At 60.1% G+C, this 17,663-nt stretch carries 16 protein-coding genes; 9 read left to right on the top strand and 7 right to left on the bottom strand.

The window, feature by feature from the left end:
* Window positions 1-67: 67 nt before the first annotated feature.
* From GSQ92_RS21325 to GSQ92_RS21310, 4 genes are read left to right on the top strand one after another with little or no spacing between them, the layout of a single operon-like run.
* Window positions 68-775: a GntR family transcriptional regulator gene (locus GSQ92_RS21325; RefSeq protein WP_158801916.1), complete on the top strand. Its 708-nt coding sequence runs from the start codon at window positions 68-70 to the stop codon at window positions 773-775.
* 36 nt (window positions 776-811) lie between these two features.
* Window positions 812-2,437 carry a GMC family oxidoreductase gene (locus tag GSQ92_RS21320; RefSeq protein WP_254066648.1) on the top strand — a complete coding sequence of 542 codons (1,626 nt, stop codon included), beginning with the start codon at window positions 812-814 and terminating at the stop codon, window positions 2,435-2,437.
* A gap of 48 nt (window positions 2,438-2,485) precedes the next feature.
* Complete coding sequence (attM, locus tag GSQ92_RS21315) at window positions 2,486-3,274, top strand: N-acyl homoserine lactonase AttM (protein WP_158801917.1); 789 nt, start codon at window positions 2,486-2,488, stop codon at window positions 3,272-3,274.
* Window positions 3,275-3,282: 8 nt separating this feature from the next.
* The gene (locus GSQ92_RS21310; protein WP_158801918.1) at window positions 3,283-4,008 is read left to right on the top strand and encodes an SDR family NAD(P)-dependent oxidoreductase; all 726 of its coding nucleotides are present in this window, start codon (window positions 3,283-3,285) and stop codon (window positions 4,006-4,008) included.
* A gap of 47 nt (window positions 4,009-4,055) precedes the next feature.
* Here the strand turns inward: GSQ92_RS21310 and GSQ92_RS21305 are convergent, their stop codons facing one another.
* From GSQ92_RS21305 to GSQ92_RS21295, 3 genes are read right to left on the bottom strand one after another with little or no spacing between them, the layout of a single operon-like run.
* Complete coding sequence (locus tag GSQ92_RS21305) at window positions 4,056-4,874, bottom strand: ATP-binding cassette domain-containing protein (protein WP_158801919.1); 819 nt, start codon at window positions 4,872-4,874, stop codon at window positions 4,056-4,058.
* Between the two features lie 5 nt (window positions 4,875-4,879).
* Window positions 4,880-5,929: an ABC transporter permease gene (locus GSQ92_RS21300; RefSeq protein ID WP_158801920.1), complete on the bottom strand. Its 1,050-nt coding sequence runs from the start codon at window positions 5,927-5,929 to the stop codon at window positions 4,880-4,882.
* Between the two features lie 49 nt (window positions 5,930-5,978).
* Window positions 5,979-6,941 carry a substrate-binding domain-containing protein gene (locus GSQ92_RS21295; protein ID WP_158801921.1) on the bottom strand — a complete coding sequence of 321 codons (963 nt, stop codon included), beginning with the start codon at window positions 6,939-6,941 and terminating at the stop codon, window positions 5,979-5,981.
* 327 nt (window positions 6,942-7,268) lie between these two features.
* Here GSQ92_RS21295 and GSQ92_RS21290 point away from each other — a divergent pair, with 327 nt between their 5' ends.
* The 4 genes from GSQ92_RS21290 (at window position 7,269) to GSQ92_RS21275 (ending at window position 11,294) form a co-directional block, all read left to right on the top strand.
* On the top strand, window positions 7,269-8,321 hold the full coding sequence (locus GSQ92_RS21290; RefSeq protein ID WP_158801922.1) for a LacI family DNA-binding transcriptional regulator: 1,053 nt from the start codon (window positions 7,269-7,271) through the stop codon (window positions 8,319-8,321).
* A 115-nt stretch (window positions 8,322-8,436) separates the two neighbouring features.
* Window positions 8,437-9,330 (top strand): sugar phosphate isomerase/epimerase, encoded by an 894-nt coding sequence (locus GSQ92_RS21285; protein WP_158801923.1) that lies wholly within the window; start codon window positions 8,437-8,439, stop codon window positions 9,328-9,330.
* Between the two features lie 13 nt (window positions 9,331-9,343).
* Complete coding sequence (gene dgoD, locus GSQ92_RS21280; protein ID WP_158801924.1) at window positions 9,344-10,516, top strand: galactonate dehydratase; 1,173 nt, start codon at window positions 9,344-9,346, stop codon at window positions 10,514-10,516.
* 61 nt (window positions 10,517-10,577) lie between these two features.
* Window positions 10,578-11,294 carry a glutathione S-transferase N-terminal domain-containing protein gene (locus GSQ92_RS21275; RefSeq protein ID WP_158801925.1) on the top strand — a complete coding sequence of 239 codons (717 nt, stop codon included), beginning with the start codon at window positions 10,578-10,580 and terminating at the stop codon, window positions 11,292-11,294.
* Here the strand turns inward: GSQ92_RS21275 and GSQ92_RS21270 are convergent.
* Together GSQ92_RS21270 and GSQ92_RS21265 are read right to left on the bottom strand one after the other, a co-directional pair.
* Window positions 11,291-12,748 (bottom strand): mechanosensitive ion channel family protein, encoded by a 1,458-nt coding sequence (locus GSQ92_RS21270; protein WP_159013895.1) that lies wholly within the window; start codon window positions 12,746-12,748, stop codon window positions 11,291-11,293. The genes GSQ92_RS21275 and GSQ92_RS21270 overlap by 4 nt on opposite strands.
* Window positions 12,749-12,751: 3 nt before the next feature.
* The gene (locus GSQ92_RS21265; RefSeq protein ID WP_158801927.1) at window positions 12,752-13,696 is read right to left on the bottom strand and encodes a DUF3365 domain-containing protein; all 945 of its coding nucleotides are present in this window, start codon (window positions 13,694-13,696) and stop codon (window positions 12,752-12,754) included.
* 238 nt (window positions 13,697-13,934) lie between these two features.
* Here GSQ92_RS21265 and GSQ92_RS21260 point away from each other — a divergent pair, with 238 nt between their 5' ends.
* Window positions 13,935-14,798 carry an SDR family NAD(P)-dependent oxidoreductase gene (locus GSQ92_RS21260; protein WP_216856879.1) on the top strand — a complete coding sequence of 288 codons (864 nt, stop codon included), beginning with the start codon at window positions 13,935-13,937 and terminating at the stop codon, window positions 14,796-14,798.
* Between the two features lie 31 nt (window positions 14,799-14,829).
* On the opposite strand, the gene GSQ92_RS21255 is transcribed toward GSQ92_RS21260, so the two are convergent.
* On the bottom strand, window positions 14,830-16,356 hold the full coding sequence (locus GSQ92_RS21255; protein WP_158801929.1) for a peptide transporter: 1,527 nt from the start codon (window positions 16,354-16,356) through the stop codon (window positions 14,830-14,832).
* Between the two features lie 126 nt (window positions 16,357-16,482).
* Window positions 16,483-17,658: a M20 aminoacylase family protein gene (locus GSQ92_RS21250; RefSeq protein WP_158801930.1), complete on the bottom strand. Its 1,176-nt coding sequence runs from the start codon at window positions 17,656-17,658 to the stop codon at window positions 16,483-16,485.
* Window positions 17,659-17,663 lie beyond the last annotated feature (5 nt).

The following is a 17,663-nucleotide window of genomic DNA, read 5'->3' as shown; positions in this document are numbered from 1 at the left end:
TGTTAGCATCATTGTCAACAATCATGTGGGCGGCATTGGCCGACCCTGAGACTCTTGGGTGGGAGCGATGCCGACGGAAAGCTCGACAGCGGAGACGTCTCCAACAGGGCGCGCAGGCGATCGGCGACTTCCAGCAATCGTCAACGCACTGCAGCAGGACATCGTCTTTGGCCGCCTCAAACCGCGCGAGAGGCTGGTCGAGGAAGAACTAAGCGAGCGCTTCGTTGTAGGCCGCCACGTTATCCGGGCGGCCCTCGAGGAACTCGGACGTGCGGGTCTTGTACAGCGACGGCAGAATCGCGGGGCGGTTGTCAGCGACTACACTGCCGAGGAGATTGATGAACTCTATGATATCCGCGTCATCCTTCAGCAAGAGGCCGCGAAGCGCGTGGTGCTGCCCGCATCCGCGGACTTCATACGCGAGTTGCGCGACGTGAACGATGTCTACATGACGAGCGGGAAGAATGGCGATCTGAATTCCGCATCGGCGGCCAACGACACATTCCATCAACTCATCTATGGCAATTGTCGCAACCGGCAGCTTGCCGATCTAATCCAGCAATACTGGACCAAAACGGCAGCGATCCATTGCTATGCAATCGCCCATCCGGCCTTGGCGGAACAGTCGCGGCAGGAGCATTTTCAGATCATCGATGCGATGGAGCGTGGCGACCGCGAGGCATTCGAGTCGCTCTGTATCCTCCACATGCAACCCGCGCTGCAGGCCTTCAAGGCAGCCCATGGCGGTTGGATATCCCGGATGGCAGGCGGTTAAATAGAATGGCCAACGCGTGCGTCGGAGGAGAATGAAGTGCGCAAATCGGCACCGGTCGAGACTATGAATTTCGATTACATCATTGTCGGTGCTGGCTCGGCCGGGTGTGTGCTGGCCAATCGCCTGACAGCATCCGGGCGCCACCGCGTCCTGCTCCTCGAAGCGGGCGGGAAGGACAACAATATCTGGATTCATATTCCCATCGGTTATGGAAAGCTGTTCAAGGACCAGCGCGTCAACTGGATGTATCAGACGGAGCCTGAGCCTGAACTCAATAACCGCCGCATTTTCCAGCCGCGCGGCAAAGTGCTTGGCGGTTCCAGTTCGATCAATGGGCTGGTCTACTTGCGGGGCCAAAAGGAGGACTTCGATCTCTGGCGCCAACTGGGCAATACGGGTTGGTCTTATGACGATGTTCTGCCCTACTTCAAAAAGTCTGAAGATCAGCAGCGTGGCGCCGACGAATATCATGGCGTTGGTGGTCCGCTTAGCGTCTCGGATCCTGCCGCGCCGCATGAATTGGTTGAAGCGTTCATCCGCGCCGCCGGGGAAACGGGCTTACCACGAAACGACGACTTCAACGGCGCGACGCAGGTGGGTGCTGGCTACTTTCAAACAACCTCTCGGCGCGGAAGGCGCTGCAGCGCCGCGGTGGCCTTCCTCCGGCCGGCGATGAAGCGTGAAAATCTTGAAGTCTTAACTCACGCGCTGGCGCATAAAGTGCTCTTTGATGGCAAGCGTGCGATCGGCGTCGAATTCGCCCATGAGGGCAAAATCAAACGCGCTTCTGCGGGCCGCGAAGTCATCCTCTCAGGGGGTGCGATAAACTCGCCACAGCTTCTGCAATTGTCAGGCTGGGGACCGGCCGCGCTACTTCAGGATCATGGTATCCCGGTCGTGCAGGATGCGCTTGGCGTCGGTGCCAATCTGCAGGACCATCTGCAGGTTCGCATGGTATTTAAGGCGCGCAAGAAGATCACGGTTAACGACGCATACCATCACCCACTACGACGGCTTGGCATGGGCGCGGAATACCTGTTGCGAAGAACCGGTCCATTGACGATGAGCGCGGGTTTCGGAACCGCTTTCTTCAAAACAAACGAGCGTTACGCGACACCCGATTGCGAGGTGCATTTCATTCTGTTCAGCACCGACAAGATGGGCGAGGGCCTGCACAAGTTCTCAGGGTTTACCGCCTCTGTCTGTCAGCTTCGCCCGGAGAGCCGCGGGTCGCTGCGAATTAAGAGTCCCGATCCCTCGGTGGCACCGGAGATTCGTGTGAACTACCTTGCGACCGCCACGGATCGCCAAGCCAATGTCGACGCTTTGCGCAGGCTTCGTGCGATCGTCAATGCCCCTGCCATGCGCGACTACCTGAAGGAGGAAGCAGAGCCGGGCGTGAAGGTCGAAACCGACGAGCAACTCCTGGCCTACGCCCGAGCCTCCGGCAGCACCATCTATCATCCGACCTGCACCTGCATCATGGGACCAGGGCCCGAAGCGGTTGTATCGCCTAGGCTCAAAGTGCACGGGGCGGAAAGCCTTCGTGTAGTAGATGGCTCGGTCATGCCGCGCCTGGTATCTGGCAATACGAATGCCGCCATCATCATGATCGGCGAAAAGGCTTCCGACATGATATTGGCCGATGCCAAATCCGCATAGAAACGTGCTGATCCGTATCTGGCAGCAGTCAACGAGCGAGGGAATGTGATGTCCGAAATCCGGTTGTATATGTTCCAGACCGGCCGCATCCGGCAGAAAGAAGTCAACATCAAGCTGGGAGCCGGCCAGGGCGAGTTCTACACGCCAATTCCCTGGTTTCTCATCACACACCCGAAGGGCCATGTCGTCATTGACGGCGGCATCGCCGTTGAAGCGGCTGACGATCCACGCGGCTATTGGGGGTCGATCGTGGATATCTACTGGCCTTTCATGTCGGCCGAGGATGGCTGCGTCAACAGATTGCGGGAAATGGGAATCGCGCCGGAGGATATCCGCTACGTTCTGCAATCACACCTGCATCTCGATCATACCGGCGCCTGCGGACGGTTCCCCAACGCAACCCATATCGTGCAGAAGCTGGAATACAATTATGCCTTCACGGCGGATTGGTTCTCGGCTGGCGGCTATATCCGCAATGATTTTGATAGGCCCGGATTGAAGTGGCACTTTCTAGATGGCCCGCTGACTGACGGCTTCGATCTGTACGGCGATGGCGTCATAAAGATGATTTTCACGCCCGGACATGCGCCGGGACATCAGTCGTTTCTTCTCACGCTGCCCGAAAGCGGCACGATACTGCTCACAGTCGATGCGACCTATACGATGGACCACTGGAATGAGAAATGCTTGCCGGGATTCTTGACCTCGGCAATCGAGACAGCCCATTCGGTTCGAAAATTGCGCATGCTCGCGGAACAGACAAACGCGCTTGTTGTGACGGGCCATGATCCAGACATGTGGCCGAGCTTCAAGAAGGCGCCGGACTACTACGCATGAGCCTTGGTATGAAACACTCCTCGGAGCGGTTCAAGGATAGGGTCGCGGTCGTGACCGGTGGCGCATCCGGTCTCGGGCTGGGGATCGCCGAGCGTCTTACGCAGGAGGGCGCACGCGTCAGCGTTTGGGATCGGGCCGAAGCACTCCACTCATTCCATTCGATTTGCCTGGATGTGACCGATGCCGCTGCGGTGGACGCGGCCGCAGCGCAAACGGTGCAGGCCCTCGGTTCGATCGACATTCTGGTGGCGAGCGCGGGAGTCACTGGCCCGAACGCGGTCGCCTGGGAATATCCTCTCGACGCCTGGCGACAGGTCTTCGAGATCAACGTTCACGGACTTTATTTCTGCAATCGAGCGATTATTCCGCACATGCTGGCAAGCGGCTACGGCCGGATCGTCAATGTTGCTTCTGTTGCCGGAAAGGAAGGCAACCCACACGCCGCCGCCTACAGCTCTTCCAAAGCGGCCGTCATCGGCCTGACCAAATCGCTGGGGAAGGAACTCGCGGAAACCAATATCCGCGTGAACTGCGTTACCCCCGCCGCCGTGGCGACGCCGCTCTTCGCACAAATGACAGAGGCGCAAATCGCCTATATGCTCTCGAAAATTCCGATGAAGCGCTTCGGGGAGGTGTCGGAGGTCGCAGCACTCGTCGCCTGGCTTTGCAGCGAGGAATGCTCGTTTTCGACTGGCAGCGTTTTCGATATATCCGGCGGCCGCGCGACTTATTGAGGCGAGTCTATCTGGCGAGAGAGTTGCCCTCGCCAGACCAACCCGCGTTAGTTCACGGGTGTCGGGGCCGGAGTTTCCCCGCGATGCAGCTCGTGCTGCAGCGCATTGAGCCCAGCGCCCCCCGCCATATGGAACATGAGATCGTCCAGGCTAAGTTCCGAACGGGGCGCATCAAGCTCGACTTCACCACGCGCGAGAACCATGAAGTGGTCGCCGACCATGTAGGCGTGATGCGGGTTGTGGGTGATGAAAATAACCCCGATCCCCTGCTCTCTGGCCGCCTGAGCGATGTAGCGCAACACGATGCCCGATTGTGTCACGCCAAGCGCCGCCGTTGGTTCATCGAGGATCAAAACCCGAGCGCCGAAATGGATGGCGCGGGCGATCGCGACCACCTGTCGCTGGCCACCGGAGAGGGTACCGACGGGCTGCTCCAGATCGGACACGTTGATGCCCATCTGGCGCAACTCGACATCCGTCTTGTCCCACATCCCGGCGACATCGAGGCGTCGGAATGGCCAAGTGCCGGTGGTCATCTCCGAACCAAGGAAGAAGTTCCGCCAGATCGACATGAGCGGAACCATCGCCAAGGTCTGGTATACGGCGGAGATCCCGAGATCCAGAGCCTGGCGCGGCGAGCTGAAGTGAACGGGGTTCCCGTCGACGGCATAGACGCCTTCGTCGTGGCCATGCAGCCCGGCGATAATACTGATGAGCGTCGATTTACCCGCTCCGTTGTCACCGAGAATGCAGGTCACCTCGCCTTGCCGAACGGATATGCTGACGTCCTTCAAAGCACTGAAATTTCCATAGCTCTTGCCAACATTGCTGAGCTGAACGATGGGCGCTGAATCATTCTTCGACATATCATTCACCTCGAGCTTGCTCGGGTACGCAACCAGCCATTGAAGACCGTCGCCAGAAGTAGCATCGCGCCGACGAAGAACATAAACCAGTCCGGGTCCCAATCGGCATAGATCACGCCTTCCGTCGTCATGCCGAAAATAAAGGCGCCCAGGGCTGAGCCAATCGCCGAGCCATAGCCGCCCGTCAATAGACAGCCCCCGACCACCGCCGAGGCGATGTAGAGAAGTTCATTGCCGATACCAGCACCCGATTGCACCGTGTCGTAGGCGAAGAGCATGTGCATGCCGGTGAACCACACTGAAAGGCCAACCAGCATGAACAGGCCGATCTTGACCTTTTTCACCGGAATACCCACGGCGCGTGCACTGTCGCCCTGCCCGCCCACCGCGAAGATCCAGTTGCCGACCTTGGTGCGCAACAGAACCCAGGTGCCGAGAAGTGCGAAGATAATCCAATAGACAATGGCGATGCTGATGGTCACTCCGCCGATGGTCAGGCTCGAAGCGAAGACCGCGTGCGCTGAATTGAATCCGGTCATGCCGGATATGTCGTCAGTCGCGACATTTCCGGTCAGAAGCTTGGTGATAGCGATGTTGAGGCCCTGGAGCATCAGGAAAGTCGACAGCGTCACCAGAAAGCTGTGGAGTTTCGTCTTCACCAGCAGATAGCCGTTGAGCGCGCCGATCCCCAGCGACAGCACCAAAGCCGCCAGAACGCCAATCCATACATTGCCGAAGACCTCGGTCGCGAAAATCGCGGCGGCAAGGGACGAAGCGGTGACCGCAACTCCGGCGCTCAGGTCGAACTCCCCACCGATCATGAGGAGTGCTACCGCCACCGCCGGAATTCCCAGCGTTGCGGACTGATAAAGAATCGTCGTGAAAGCGGCCAACTGCCGGAACGGCGGCGCCATGACATAGAAGAAGATGAAGACGAGAATGACGCCGCCCAGCGCGCCGACTTCCGGCCGCTTGAGCACTTTCTTCCACAATGCCTGATGCGCCACCTGGCGGCGCACAAGACGAGGTTCGATTCCTTGTGTGACTGTGGTCACGTTTCCTCCCCTACGGCTTGTGCCGCCGATGTCACTCCACTGAGTCTACTCAGCGCGTTCCTTGCTTGGCGAACTTCGCGACTTCATCAACATTAGTCTTATCGACAAAGGCCGGACCGGTCAGGATAGGGCCGCCGCCGCCGACGACATCGCCATTGATCTTGTAGAGCCACAGCAGATCGATGGCCTCGTAGCCTTCAACGAAAGGCTGCTGATCAACCGCCCATTGCAGCTTGCCTTCCTGGATGAGCTTCACGGCGATAGGCGTAAGATCGAAAGTCCCCACCTTTGCCTTGCTGTTGGCCATAGTAACGGCGGTGAGTGCGGTCGGTGCGAAAGGCGCGCCGAGCGTTACGACATAGCCGACGGTCGGATCCTGCTGAAGCTTCGCAACGATACGGGACTGGGCAGTCGCCATGTCATAGCCAGCGACATAAAGAACGACGAGGTTGCCCTTGAAGGACTTCTTGATGCCATCGCAGCGCTCTTCGAGCTGGACCGCGCCCTGCTGCTGATCGACGCAGATTGCGCTTTTGACGCCTTCGGCGTTGAGCTTCTCGCCCACCGCTTCACCAGCAACCGTCTCATCCTGCCCGACATAGGACATGAGACCCGCCTGCTTCCAATTGTCCCCGCCGGCATTGAAGCCAATAACCGGAACATTGGCTTCTTCAGCCTTCTTGACCATCGGCGACAAGGTGTCGGGGAAGGCAAGGGTCAGCGCTATGCCGTCAACATGCTGCTGCAGCACGTTGTTCACTAACTGCGCCTCGCCCGACGCGGTCGGATTGGCGAGGTAGATCAGCTTCACATTATCCTTCACCGCGGCGGCCTGGGCTCCCTTGCGGATAATGTCCCAGAAAGTGTCGCCCGGCTGGCCATGGGTGATCATGGCGAAGCTGAAATGCGGCGCGGTGGCCGCCGAACTTGTGGCTGGGCTGAACAGGCCGGCAACGGCAAGCGCTGCACCGGCCGCGACGGCGCAGACCGTTTTCTTGTTGGTGTTAGTCATTCTATTTTCCTTCCCCTTCCGCCCCGCATTATACTTCGCGGCGGAACGCATAAACATCAGATCTTCTTGCAGAATGAAATCCCGCAGAGTTCAACTGGCGCAAAAAGTTTGAATGATCTACTGGCTCCCCTCATCTGGTTTTCTTGATTGGGCGATTGGCAGGGCATAAGGACACATCATTCACATCATGTAAATCAAATTCTGATTTAAATCTCCCCGCAGGATATGATCACGAAGTTACGCACCGCGCCCGGGGCAAGATCATCCATAGGCAAACTGCCCAGATTGGGGTTTGACATGATGGAAAACGCATCATAGGTTTAGAGAGTGCCATACAGCCCCATCATCACGGCCGCTTCCCCGCCCGGAAAAACCTGGCGAGCCCCCACCATTCGCGAACTCGCACAGGCGACGGGGCTGGGAACGGCGACGGTCGACCGCGTGCTGAATAATCGCGGCGGCGTCCGGGAAGCGACGCGCCTCAAGGTTCATGATGCGCTCGCGCGGTTGAACGGTCGCCCCGTGGAGGTCGCCGACGCCATCCAGACCAAGATCGCCTTCCTGAGCGAGGCAGGGGCCAGTTTCAATAGATCGCTAGAAGACGCCATGACGAGCTACGGTGCGGCGCATCCCGAAGTCGCTTGCAGCTTCACGGGTGTGGAAACAGGATCAATCGAGGCGCCGGAACTTGCGGGCCTCATCGAGAGACTCGCGGAACATGTTGATGGCCTCGTACTCGCGGTTCCCGATGGGCTGGCGATCAGTCGCGCGGTGCGCGCCGTCATGGCGCGTGGAATTCCGGTGGTCTGCGTCACGACGGATTTACCCACATCGAATCGCCTCGCCTATGTCGGGAGCGACCAGACCAGCGCAGGGGCAACGGCCGCCTACCTGATGGCAAGACTGCTGTGCCTCCGGCCAGGCAAGTTGCTCCTCGTCGTCAGCGCACCCTTCCGTTGCCAAGAGGAACGTGAGCTAGGGTTTCGCCGCGTTCTTCGCTCGGAGTTTCCGCAGCTCGAAGTAGAGGAGCGGGTCAGCTCGCACGACACCCACGAGCAATCATACGTCAATGTGCGAGATTATATCCGCGAGTTCGGTGCACCAGCCGGCATTTACAACGTGGCTGCCGGCAATGTTGGCGTCGCCCGCGCGCTGCGCGAGGCTGGGCTGCAGGACGAAGTGGTCTTTATCGCCCACGAGCTCAACGCCAATTCGCGCATGCTCCTCGAATCCTCCGTGCTTGATCTTGTCATCGGTCATGATCTTGCTCGTGAGGTAGCGTTGAGCGTGGATGCGATCACCACTTACCTCCGGCAGGAATCCGTGCCCGTGATATCGCCGACGGAGGTCTGCGTCTTCACGAAATATAACTGCAATTGAGGGGCCCTCTGGCTTTGACTCGCGGCCCGAGGATGGTGGATAGCTGTCGATAGGACAGCCGCCGGGCCGGCGCCAGAAGCCGTCGTCGCCACGTAAACAATCGGAGGAAAGTTCAATGAACAAACTCGGTGTCCACGCGTTGGTGTGGGAAAAGGGTTGGAGCCGTGACGAATGCGCCCGTGCGGTCGCGCGCTCGGCTGAGGTCGGTTATGATCTGATCGAGATAGTGGCCCTTGATCCAGAGGCGATCGATGTCGCATTTACGCGTAAGCAGCTCGAGCAGGCCGGGATCGGGGCCACGTCTTCATTGGGGCTGGATGCGGAAAGCGATATCTCGAGCAATGACCCGGATAAGACCAAGCGCGGTCAGTTGCGCCTGGAGCAAGCGGTTGCCATGGCCCGCGACATCGGCGCCACCCATGTCTGCGGCATCCTGCACTCCGCTTTCCAGAAATATGCCGTTCCGACCACCGCCGAGGGCGTGGCCCGGTCGGTGGAAGTGCTACAGCGAGTCGCCGAAATGGCCGCGAAAAGCAGTATCACGCTCGGCTTGGAAGTCGTGAACCGCTATGAATCCAATGTGCTCAACACGGCATCCCAGGCGGTCGAAATGTGCAAGCGCATCGGGGCACCGAACGTCAAGGTGCATCTTGATGTCTATCATATGAACATAGAGGAATCCGATATCCGCTCTGCCATTATAGAGACCGGTGATTATCTCGGCTATTTCCACACGGGAGATTCACACCGTGGCTATATGGGTTCGGGCTCGATCGACCTCGCCGGCGTTTTTCGGGCACTCGTCAAAGCCAATTACCAGGGGCCGATCACCTTCGAGTCTTTCTCATCCCGCGTGGTCGGCCAGCCGCTCGAGGGCATCTTGGGTATCTGGCGCAACCTCTGGGAGGACGGATTCGATCTTGCCTCGCATGCCAAGCAATATACGGAAGCTCAACTCAAAGCCGCGCAGGAAGCCGAGAAACAAGCCACCCGCAGCCGTCTCGTATAGTCGGAGACGTTACGTGAAGATCACGTCCATCGGCACGCGCATCGTCAATGCCGAAATGCGAAACTGGGTCTTCGTAAAGGTCGAGACCGATGAGCCAGGACTTTTCGGCTGGGGCGAGGCGACGCTTGAATGGAAAACCCGCTCGGTCGTTGGCGCAATTGAGGATCTGGCGCCGCTGCTGATCGGACGTGATCCGCGTGATATCGAACAAGCCGTGCGAGTCCTAAAGAAGCACAGCTTCTGGCGCCTCGGCGTGATTGGGATGAGTGCGGTCTCCGGGATCGAGATGGCGCTATGGGACATTTTCGGCAAACATCTGGGCGTGCCGGTTTGGCGCCTGCTTGGTGGCAAGGTTCGCGACAAGGTCCGCGTCTATACCCATCTCGGACTTGGGGACATGCGCGCGGTCTACGAAACTCTAGACGCGGCGCCACTGGTCGAGCGCGCGCATGAGGTTGTCGAGCGGGGTTACCGGGCCTTCAAGGCCGTGTTCATTCCCTACACCCACTATCACGCACCACTTCCAGAAGTGGACAAAGTGGCGCGCATGATGGAGGCACTTCGCAAGGCGGTTGGCCCGGACATCGAAGTCATGGTTGATTTCCACGGCCGGCCCGCCAGCGCCGCGGCGGCCCTTGCCTATATCGACGCGCTGGAGCCCGGCCGTCCCATGTTTGTCGAGGAGCCGGTGCCGCCAGGGGAAACCGGCGCCCTAAGGGTGGTCGCCAGTCGCACCAAGGTTCCCTTGGCGGCCGGCGAACGTCTGGTGGATCGCGCCGAGTTCCATGACCTTTTGGCAACATGGGCGGTCGATATCATTCAGCCGGACATCTGCCATTGCGGTGGTCTCCTTGAGGCCAAGAAAATTGCGGGCATGGCGGAAGCGGTTTCCGTCGGCGTGGCGCCGCACAATCCGCTGGGACCGATCGCAGGCGTCGCGGCGTTGCATTTCGCCGTGTCCACGCCCAACCATGTCATCCAGGAAGAGATGGTCGGCGCGGTGCCCTGGTATTTCGACGTCGTCCAGGGACCAATCCGCATGGTTGACGGCTTCTGGCAAATTCCGACGGCACCCGGCCTGGGTGTCGAGGTCAACGAAGCGGAATGCGCCAAACATCCCTTCCAGCCCGAGGTATTTCACACCCGCAATGCCGTCCTTGACGATGGCACGATCGTCGATTGGTAGTTCACTTCAACACACTGTTGCTCCAAAGGCCATTTCTGCCGTGTTCCAAGGGGAAAAATAGATGACGAATTTTTCGGCTTTCCCGATTGCCGCCCGCTGGCCTGCCGTGCATCCGGATCGAATTCAACTTTATTCCGTGCCGACGCCAAACGGCGTGAAGGCCTCGATCGCGCTGGAAGAAATGGGCCTGACTTACGAGCCTCATTTTATCGATATCAGCAAGAACGAGTCATTCAGCCCGGAGTTTCTCTCGCTCAACCCGAATGGCAAGATTCCGGCAATCATCGATCCGGAGGGGCCGGACGGGGTACCCTTCGGCCTGTTCGAATCGGGCGCCATCCTGCTGTACCTTGCTGAGAAAACCGGCCTGTTTCTTCCGACCGATGCGGCTCTGCGCTACGAGACCATCCAATGGGTGTTCTTCCAAATGGCGGCGGTCGGCCCGATGTTCGGCCAACTTGGCTATTTCCACAAATTCGCAGGGCGCGAGATCGCCGATAAACGGCCGCTCGAGCGCTATCAAAACGAATCAAAACGCCTGCTCGGGGTTCTTGAAACCCGCCTCAACGATCGAAAGTGGATCATGGGCGACGACTACACGATCGCCGACATCTCCTTGCTCGGCTGGGTGCGCAACCTGATCGGGTTTTACGGCGCGGGCGATCTCGTCAATTTCGATACCCTGAAATACGTCCCAGTTTGGCTCGAGCGCGGTCTTTCGCGGCCAGCAGTCCAGCGTGGGTTGGAGATTCCAAAACGCCCGGACGTCGGCGCCTAAGGGACGGCCAAAATCGCGACAGCTCCGGTTGCTCGCAAGAGTGGATCGGGCTGCAGAGCCCCGGTTGCGCCGCGGCGTAGAGCGAATGAGAAGCCTGGACCGTGCCCACCGTTCCGTTGCGGTGCGATCTGGGAAACAAAGACTCGGCGCGCCGTCGGATCGGCAATCTCTTGCGAGATAATATCGCCGATCCGGTCTAAATCCGCCTCGCGGCTCGCGGCTCGTTCCACCGCAAATTCGGCATAGGGGCCGATGATGCCAGCAAGCCGTGATGTGAGATGCTGTAGCGCCATCCTGCGCGATGCTTGACCCGTCTCGGCCAAGGCGAATTCAGCATGGTCTGTGGTGCTGGACAGTTCGAAGCTTATCTCACGCACCGCGCCCTGAAGTAGGATACAGCGGCAGCCTTCCAGCCGGTTCGGTACAACGATGCGCTCCCCCGCCGCGTACAGCAGCAGAGTCCCGATCTCTAACGCAGTCTCCGCTGTCAGGCCGCCGCCGGTCGCGGCGGACAGATGCTCCTCCGTCTCACGCAACAGACGCGAAAGCTCTTCCTTTCGCGACTGCGGTGCAAATCCCCAAGCCAAATACCGAGTGTCGGTCGAAGGAATTATCGGCACCGGCCACTCGATACCTTCACGTTGGAAGGCGTACCAGAGCCGACCGAGAACCTGCTCCTCCACCTCGACGCGATCCTCGAAGGAACGAATCCAATACCGCACGCGATAATGCGCCTGCGCGACTTCAGGTTTGAAGACTGCCGGCGCCACCAGAACCGGCAGGCCGACCGCCACCATGGTGAGGTCCGTCACGATCGTCCCGACCAGAGCGCTGATTCGTTGCGGCTCGACGGTAATCGGCGCGACGACGGTGACTTCCACGCGCAGCGGTGCCCCGCGCGCTACCATTTCGATAGTGCCGTCCAAAATGCGCGAACTCGACATCACGACGAGCGAACCATCGGTCTTTCTTGCAGTCACGGAACGCCAGCCGATCGCGGTCACGATGATGGCCTCGCCGTTCTGGATGACGCCGTCGCCGATTCTCAGCACGCGGTCTGCATGGAGTGTGAATCCGGCGATCAGGCCGCCGAGGGTCGATTGCAGTGCCAGCCCGATGATCGCCGTCAGCACGGCAGACGTCGCGAGTACCGTCGTGATATCGACCCCGAAATGGGCCAGAACCGCGGCAAGGCCTGCAATGCCCAAAAGCGCATAGATTCCGGCACGCTCAAACCCGGTCGGCTGTGCCGCGAGCAGAGTTGCGATTCCGATACCGATTGCCGCTTCAGCAGCGAGAACGACACAGATCACCGCCGTTACCAGGGAGGCAGCGACATTCAGCATGAAGGCGAGCGTTCCGCCAAACAGCGCGAATTGCTGCGCAATGCCCTGGTACCACCAAAGGGCCACGCATAGCGCGACCAAAACGGCAAGCGCCCGCAAGCGTGACATCGCCTAATCCTCCTTTTTGTCGGGGGGAGTTTCGGGCGGCGGCGGTGCTCCACCGGAAAGCTGGCGTAGCGACTTTCGGAGACTGAGGTTGAGCCGCCCGATGGCGCTACTCAACTGCCTGAGTTCGCGAGTGCCGGAATTGGGCAGGGTAACGTGCTCATTCGTCGTTCGGCTGGCCGCGTCAGCCGCGTCGGCCAGCCTTTGCAGCGGCGTCACCAAGGCGGTCTCAAGAGCCGTGGTCAGGGCAATGTAGGTGATCAGAAAGACGAGCAGCAAACCGGCGGCGAGCGTCGCCGCGAGTTCGGCGGTGCCACGCAATTCATCGGTAATCGGAACGCTGAGCTCCAAAATTCCAACGGTGTCGTTCATCGCCCAACCGAAACCATTGGACGGGCCGTATTCAGCCACCATCGCCGCGGGGGCACGGTCGGGAGTCGAATGGCAGACCAGGCATTGCTGATGATTCACCTTGATCGGCTGAGCAAGATAGAAGAAGTCCTTACCCTGCTCTCGGCGAATGCCTTCGATTTCTTTCAGCGCCGGATTGTCTTGGAATCGCTCGGTGAGCTCCACTTCGTGTGGTGTTGGGCGGTCATTTGGATTGGTCGGGTTAAGGGCAGGCTCTCGATAGATGTAATTCGGATAAGTCTCTCGCAGCCGGTGGAATACGGCGTTCGCGGCATAGAACGGCACCAGCTGCTTGTAGAATTTATCGGGCGGAAGCTGGTTCATCAGATGAAAGACCTCATCATCCGTGAACGAGGTTACGGCGACAGCGCTCGTCAGTAGCAGCCGGGCGTCATTCGAGGCCGTTTCGAGCGCCCGGTTTCGCAGGATTTCATAGACCCCCCCGGCCCCGATCGTGAGCGAGACAATCAGGATCGCCAGGAGTATCCGGCGGATGAGGGCGCTCGTGCCCAGTTTGTCGAGCGAGGGGCCGAGCGCCATGCTAGCGCTCCCCGTTTCGCGTGCGTTCGGCAGGGTCCAGCAGTGGCCTCGCCGAATTACATGAACTTCCGATGGCCATGGAGTCCTTCTCCTCAGCGTCAGAGGTCAAGCACGATCGCCAAGCCAGCGAGCTGGCGACCGGGATGCCCATTCTCGTCAAGCAGCATGAGAGCGGCCCTGGATGGAACCCTAGAAGAAGGAATCACATCCCGAATGAGTCGCAGGGCATCGCCAAATCTTGCTCAAGAGTCATACAGCAGACTACTATAGCAGTGCAAAACTTGCTTTTCTGAAGGCCGCCAAGCCGAGCGGCCGGATGATTCAACTGAGAGGAATGCGAATTATGGGAACGTCCTTAACGGGCACTCGTGTCGTTGTGACTGGAAGCGCCGGAGGTGTCGGACGAGCTGTAGTCAAGGGCCTTGTCGCGGAAGGCGCGCGCATCTGCGCGACGGATATCACGAGTTCGGTTGCCAAGCTCGTGGATGACAATCCCGGCGGTGACATCATCACGATCGAAGGCGACGTGACTAAGGCGACGGATGTCGAGAGGATCTACCGGTTTGCGGAGGAGAAGTTCGGCGGCGTAGACGCGCTCGTCAGCAACGCTGGATATATCATTTCCAAGCAAGTGCACGAAACCACGGAAAAGGAGTGGGATAGCGTTCTTGATGCGAATTCAAAATCATTCTTCTTGATGTCGAAACGCGTTCTGCCGGAAATGCTAGTGCGTGGCGCCGGCTGCATCGTTGCCACTGGGTCCATCTCGGGCGTGCTCGGCTTACCAGCTCAGGCCGCTTACTGCGCAAGCAAAGGTGCGCTGCTGCAATTGGTCCGCCAGATGGCGGTGGACTATGCGGGCAATGGGATTCGCGTCAATGCCGTGGGTCCCGGGTCGATTAACACGCCATTCCTTCAAAGATACCTTGATGGGCTTCCGGATCCGGCTGCCGGCATGGCAGAGATCAAGGCGGCCCATCCGATGGGCCGATGGGCCGAACCGCACGAAATCGCTGATGCCATCATTTTTCTTCTGAGTTCGAAAGCCTCATTCATTACCGGTCAGATGCTGATGGTGGATGGCGGCTATTCAGCCAGGTAGCGCGGCTCTGACGAGCCGCTTAGTCGCCGCCTCAGGAGAGCGCGGCGGCGACGCGGCGAATGGGTGTCGACCAGTCGCCCCAGGCAGGCTGGCGATAGATGCGCAATGTCGGATACCAGGGGCTGTCTTCTCTCCCGCTCAACCAGCGCCAGCAATTGTCGTAGCGATCGAGCAAGTGAACCGGCACGCCCATCGCGCCCGCCAAATGAGCAACGGAAGTGTCGACACTGACCACCGCTTCGAGCGAGGCGATGATCGCCGCCGTATCAGCGAAATCCTCCACCTCGCCCATCGGATCACAGATGCCAAAACCGGATGCTGAGCGTTCCATCTGCAAGCTGACCCAACGCAGGCCATGTACTTCGAGCAGGGGCGCCAACTCCCGAGGGTCGATGCTGCGCCTTTGGTCTATCGCCGCGAGGTGCGGGTCTCGATCACGCGTGGAACCAGCCCAGACCAGGCCAATCCGCCTGCCGTCTTGGGATGATGGCAGGCGCTGTGCCCATCGGGCGGCCAGTTCGGGATCGGCGCGCAAATAGGGGACATCGGCCGGTATCGTTTCCAGCCTCGTGCCGAAGACCTCCGCCAATCGCATGATCGGGCAATGCCAGTCGAACTCGGGCCAGGCTCGATCGTCGGAGAACACCTCGGCCACGCCCGCGACCGTGGCGAGCAGGCGATGCAGGGGCTTAGGCACCCAGAGCAGCACGCGCGCCCCGGCCGCCGCGAGCATCGGCAGGTAGCGGGCGAACTGGATGGTGTCGCCAAGGCCCTCGTCATGCGTGACCAGCACCACCCCTCCCTCTAGCCGCACGCCGGAGGCGAGGGTTGGCAGAAGCGATTGCGGTGGCAGCAAAGCATGGTCAGCCAGCCCAAGTCTTCGGTTCAGGCCGGGCCAGCCTTCCGCGAGCCGTCCGGCCTTTAGCAGCGCCATGCCATGGTTTATCGCAATCCGCGCGTGGCCCGGCGCGAGGCGTCTCGCCTGCTCGAATTGGGCGAAGGCCTCCGAGAACCGCCCCTCGACCCCCAGCAGCACACCAAGATTGCCGAAAGCCGCGGCGGTGCCCCCACCACTCGCCACGACCGCGTGTAGCCGGGCCATCGCCTCGTCAATCTTCCCCGCGTCAGCAAGCACCGCCGCGAGGCCCACATGAGCCACCCAAAGATCAGACTGGAGCGCAATCGCCCGCTCTAGCAGTGCTTGCGCCCGCGGCCCTTCACCAATCTCCTGCGCCCGGCTACCGGCGGCGAACAATAGTCGCGCATCCCGCGGCGCGAGCGCCATCGCGGCTTCCAGATAGCCATCAATGGCGTCCGTTCGCCTTGCCACCGTCAGAAGTTGGATCAGATCATGCGCGGGGTGCTGCGCATCGGGTCGTCGCCGGGCCACGTCGTCCAGAAGATCCGCCGCGAGACCCGGATGACCGCAGCCACCGACCGCCAGTCCAAGGAGAAGCGTGACCTCGAGGTCATCCGCTCGCCGATGATACAGCGGTTCGACCAGGCGCGCCGCTTCACCGAAAATACCAGCGCGCAGCAGCGTGAGCGCCGCGCGCAACGCCTCGCTCCGCTCCCTCGCGTTACCTTCCGTAGGAGAACGCGGTAAATCTCGCATGTCCCTAGCCATGGCGTAAGACCGCTGTGCCGAACGCGCTATCGCAAGCCCGGCACCCCAACCTCTCGGCTAGGCATCGTGCAAAAGTTGCTCCGCCAGAGTCGCCCAGTATGAAGCTCCGATCGGTAGGATCTCGTCGTTGAAATCATAGCGCGGATGGTGGACGCCAGCGTCATCCGCGCCACGCCCACCTCCGAGCAAGATGTAGCTGCCTTGCTTCGCGTTCAGCATGAACGAGAAATCCTCCGCTCCCATGGTCGGCCGCGCCATAGGCTCCACCCTCGCTTCACCGGCAACGCTGGCGGCAGCCGCACGGGTCATCTTCGTGGCCTCTTCGTCATTGACCGTCGCCGGATAGGCGCGCCGGAATGAGACCTCCGCACGAGCACCGAAGCCAGCCGCGATCCCCGTCGCGACGCGATGGACGCCAGCATCGAGAAGATCGCCGATCTCTGGAGAGAACCAACGGGCAGTGCCCGTCATAGTTGCGCGCTCAGGAATCACATTCGGAGCGTTGCCGGCGGAAATATGCCCGATGGTGATCACGCCCGCCTCGGTCGGTTCCATATTGCGCGCGACGAGCGATTGCAGCGCGGTTACGATATGGGCAGCGACCAGGATTGGGTCGATGCCCTCATTGGGCTTGGCGCCATGCGCGCCCTTGCCGGTCACAGTGATCTCAATGTGAGCGGTTGCCGCCATGATTGGCCCATTTCTCCAGGCAAAGGTGCCAGCCCGCAGCGTCGGCCAATTATGCAGGCCGAAGACCTGCTGCATGGGGAAGCGCTCGAAAAGTCCCTCCTGCACCATCAGGTTGCCGCCGCCACCCCCTTCCTCGGCCGGCTGGAAGATGACGTAGACGGTGCCGTCGAAATTGCGCGTCTCGGCGAGGTAGCGAGCCGCACCGAGCAGCATCGTCGTGTGGCCATCATGGCCGCAAGCGTGCATCAAGCCCGGGTTGAGGGATTTGTAGGGGAGATCCGTCTCCTCCAGGATCGGCAGCGCATCCATATCAGCGCGCAAACCGATCGCGCGGTCGCTGTTTCCCCGGCCGCGAATAACCCCCACGACCCCAGTTTGGGCGAGACCCGTGACCACCTCATCCAGACCAAACGACTGCAGCTTCTCCTGCACCAAAGTGCTCGTGCGATGCTCCTGGAACCCAAGTTCCGGGTGAGCATGAAGGTCGCGCCGCCACGCGGTCATGTCGTTATGGAAATCGGCGATACGGTTGATGATCGGCATGGATT

This window comes from Acidisoma sp. S159, from assembly GCF_009766125.1.
Taxonomy (GTDB): domain Bacteria; phylum Pseudomonadota; class Alphaproteobacteria; order Acetobacterales; family Acetobacteraceae; genus Acidisoma.
The sequence above is the reverse complement of the archived record's forward strand: the minus strand, read 5'-3'. Positions and strand labels throughout refer to the sequence as shown.

Coding starts and splice junctions, on each gene's coding strand:
- GSQ92_RS21305 (WP_158801919.1), bottom strand. CDS start 4,874: ATGTCGAAGAATGATTCAGCGCCCATCGTTCAGCTCAGCAATGTTGGC.
- GSQ92_RS21285 (WP_158801923.1), top strand. CDS start 8,437: ATGAACAAACTCGGTGTCCACGCGTTGGTGTGGGAAAAGGGTTGGAGC.
- GSQ92_RS21265 (WP_158801927.1), bottom strand. CDS start 13,696: ATGGCGCTCGGCCCCTCGCTCGACAAACTGGGCACGAGCGCCCTCATC.
- GSQ92_RS21310 (WP_158801918.1), top strand. CDS start 3,283: ATGAAACACTCCTCGGAGCGGTTCAAGGATAGGGTCGCGGTCGTGACC.
- GSQ92_RS21275 (WP_158801925.1), top strand. CDS start 10,578: ATGACGAATTTTTCGGCTTTCCCGATTGCCGCCCGCTGGCCTGCCGTG.
- attM (WP_158801917.1), top strand. CDS start 2,486: ATGTCCGAAATCCGGTTGTATATGTTCCAGACCGGCCGCATCCGGCAG.
- GSQ92_RS21250 (WP_158801930.1), bottom strand. CDS start 17,658: ATGCCGATCATCAACCGTATCGCCGATTTCCATAACGACATGACCGCG.
- GSQ92_RS21270 (WP_159013895.1), bottom strand. CDS start 12,748: ATGTCACGCTTGCGGGCGCTTGCCGTTTTGGTCGCGCTATGCGTGGCC.
- GSQ92_RS21325 (WP_158801916.1), top strand. CDS start 68: ATGCCGACGGAAAGCTCGACAGCGGAGACGTCTCCAACAGGGCGCGCA.
- GSQ92_RS21295 (WP_158801921.1), bottom strand. CDS start 6,941: ATGACTAACACCAACAAGAAAACGGTCTGCGCCGTCGCGGCCGGTGCA.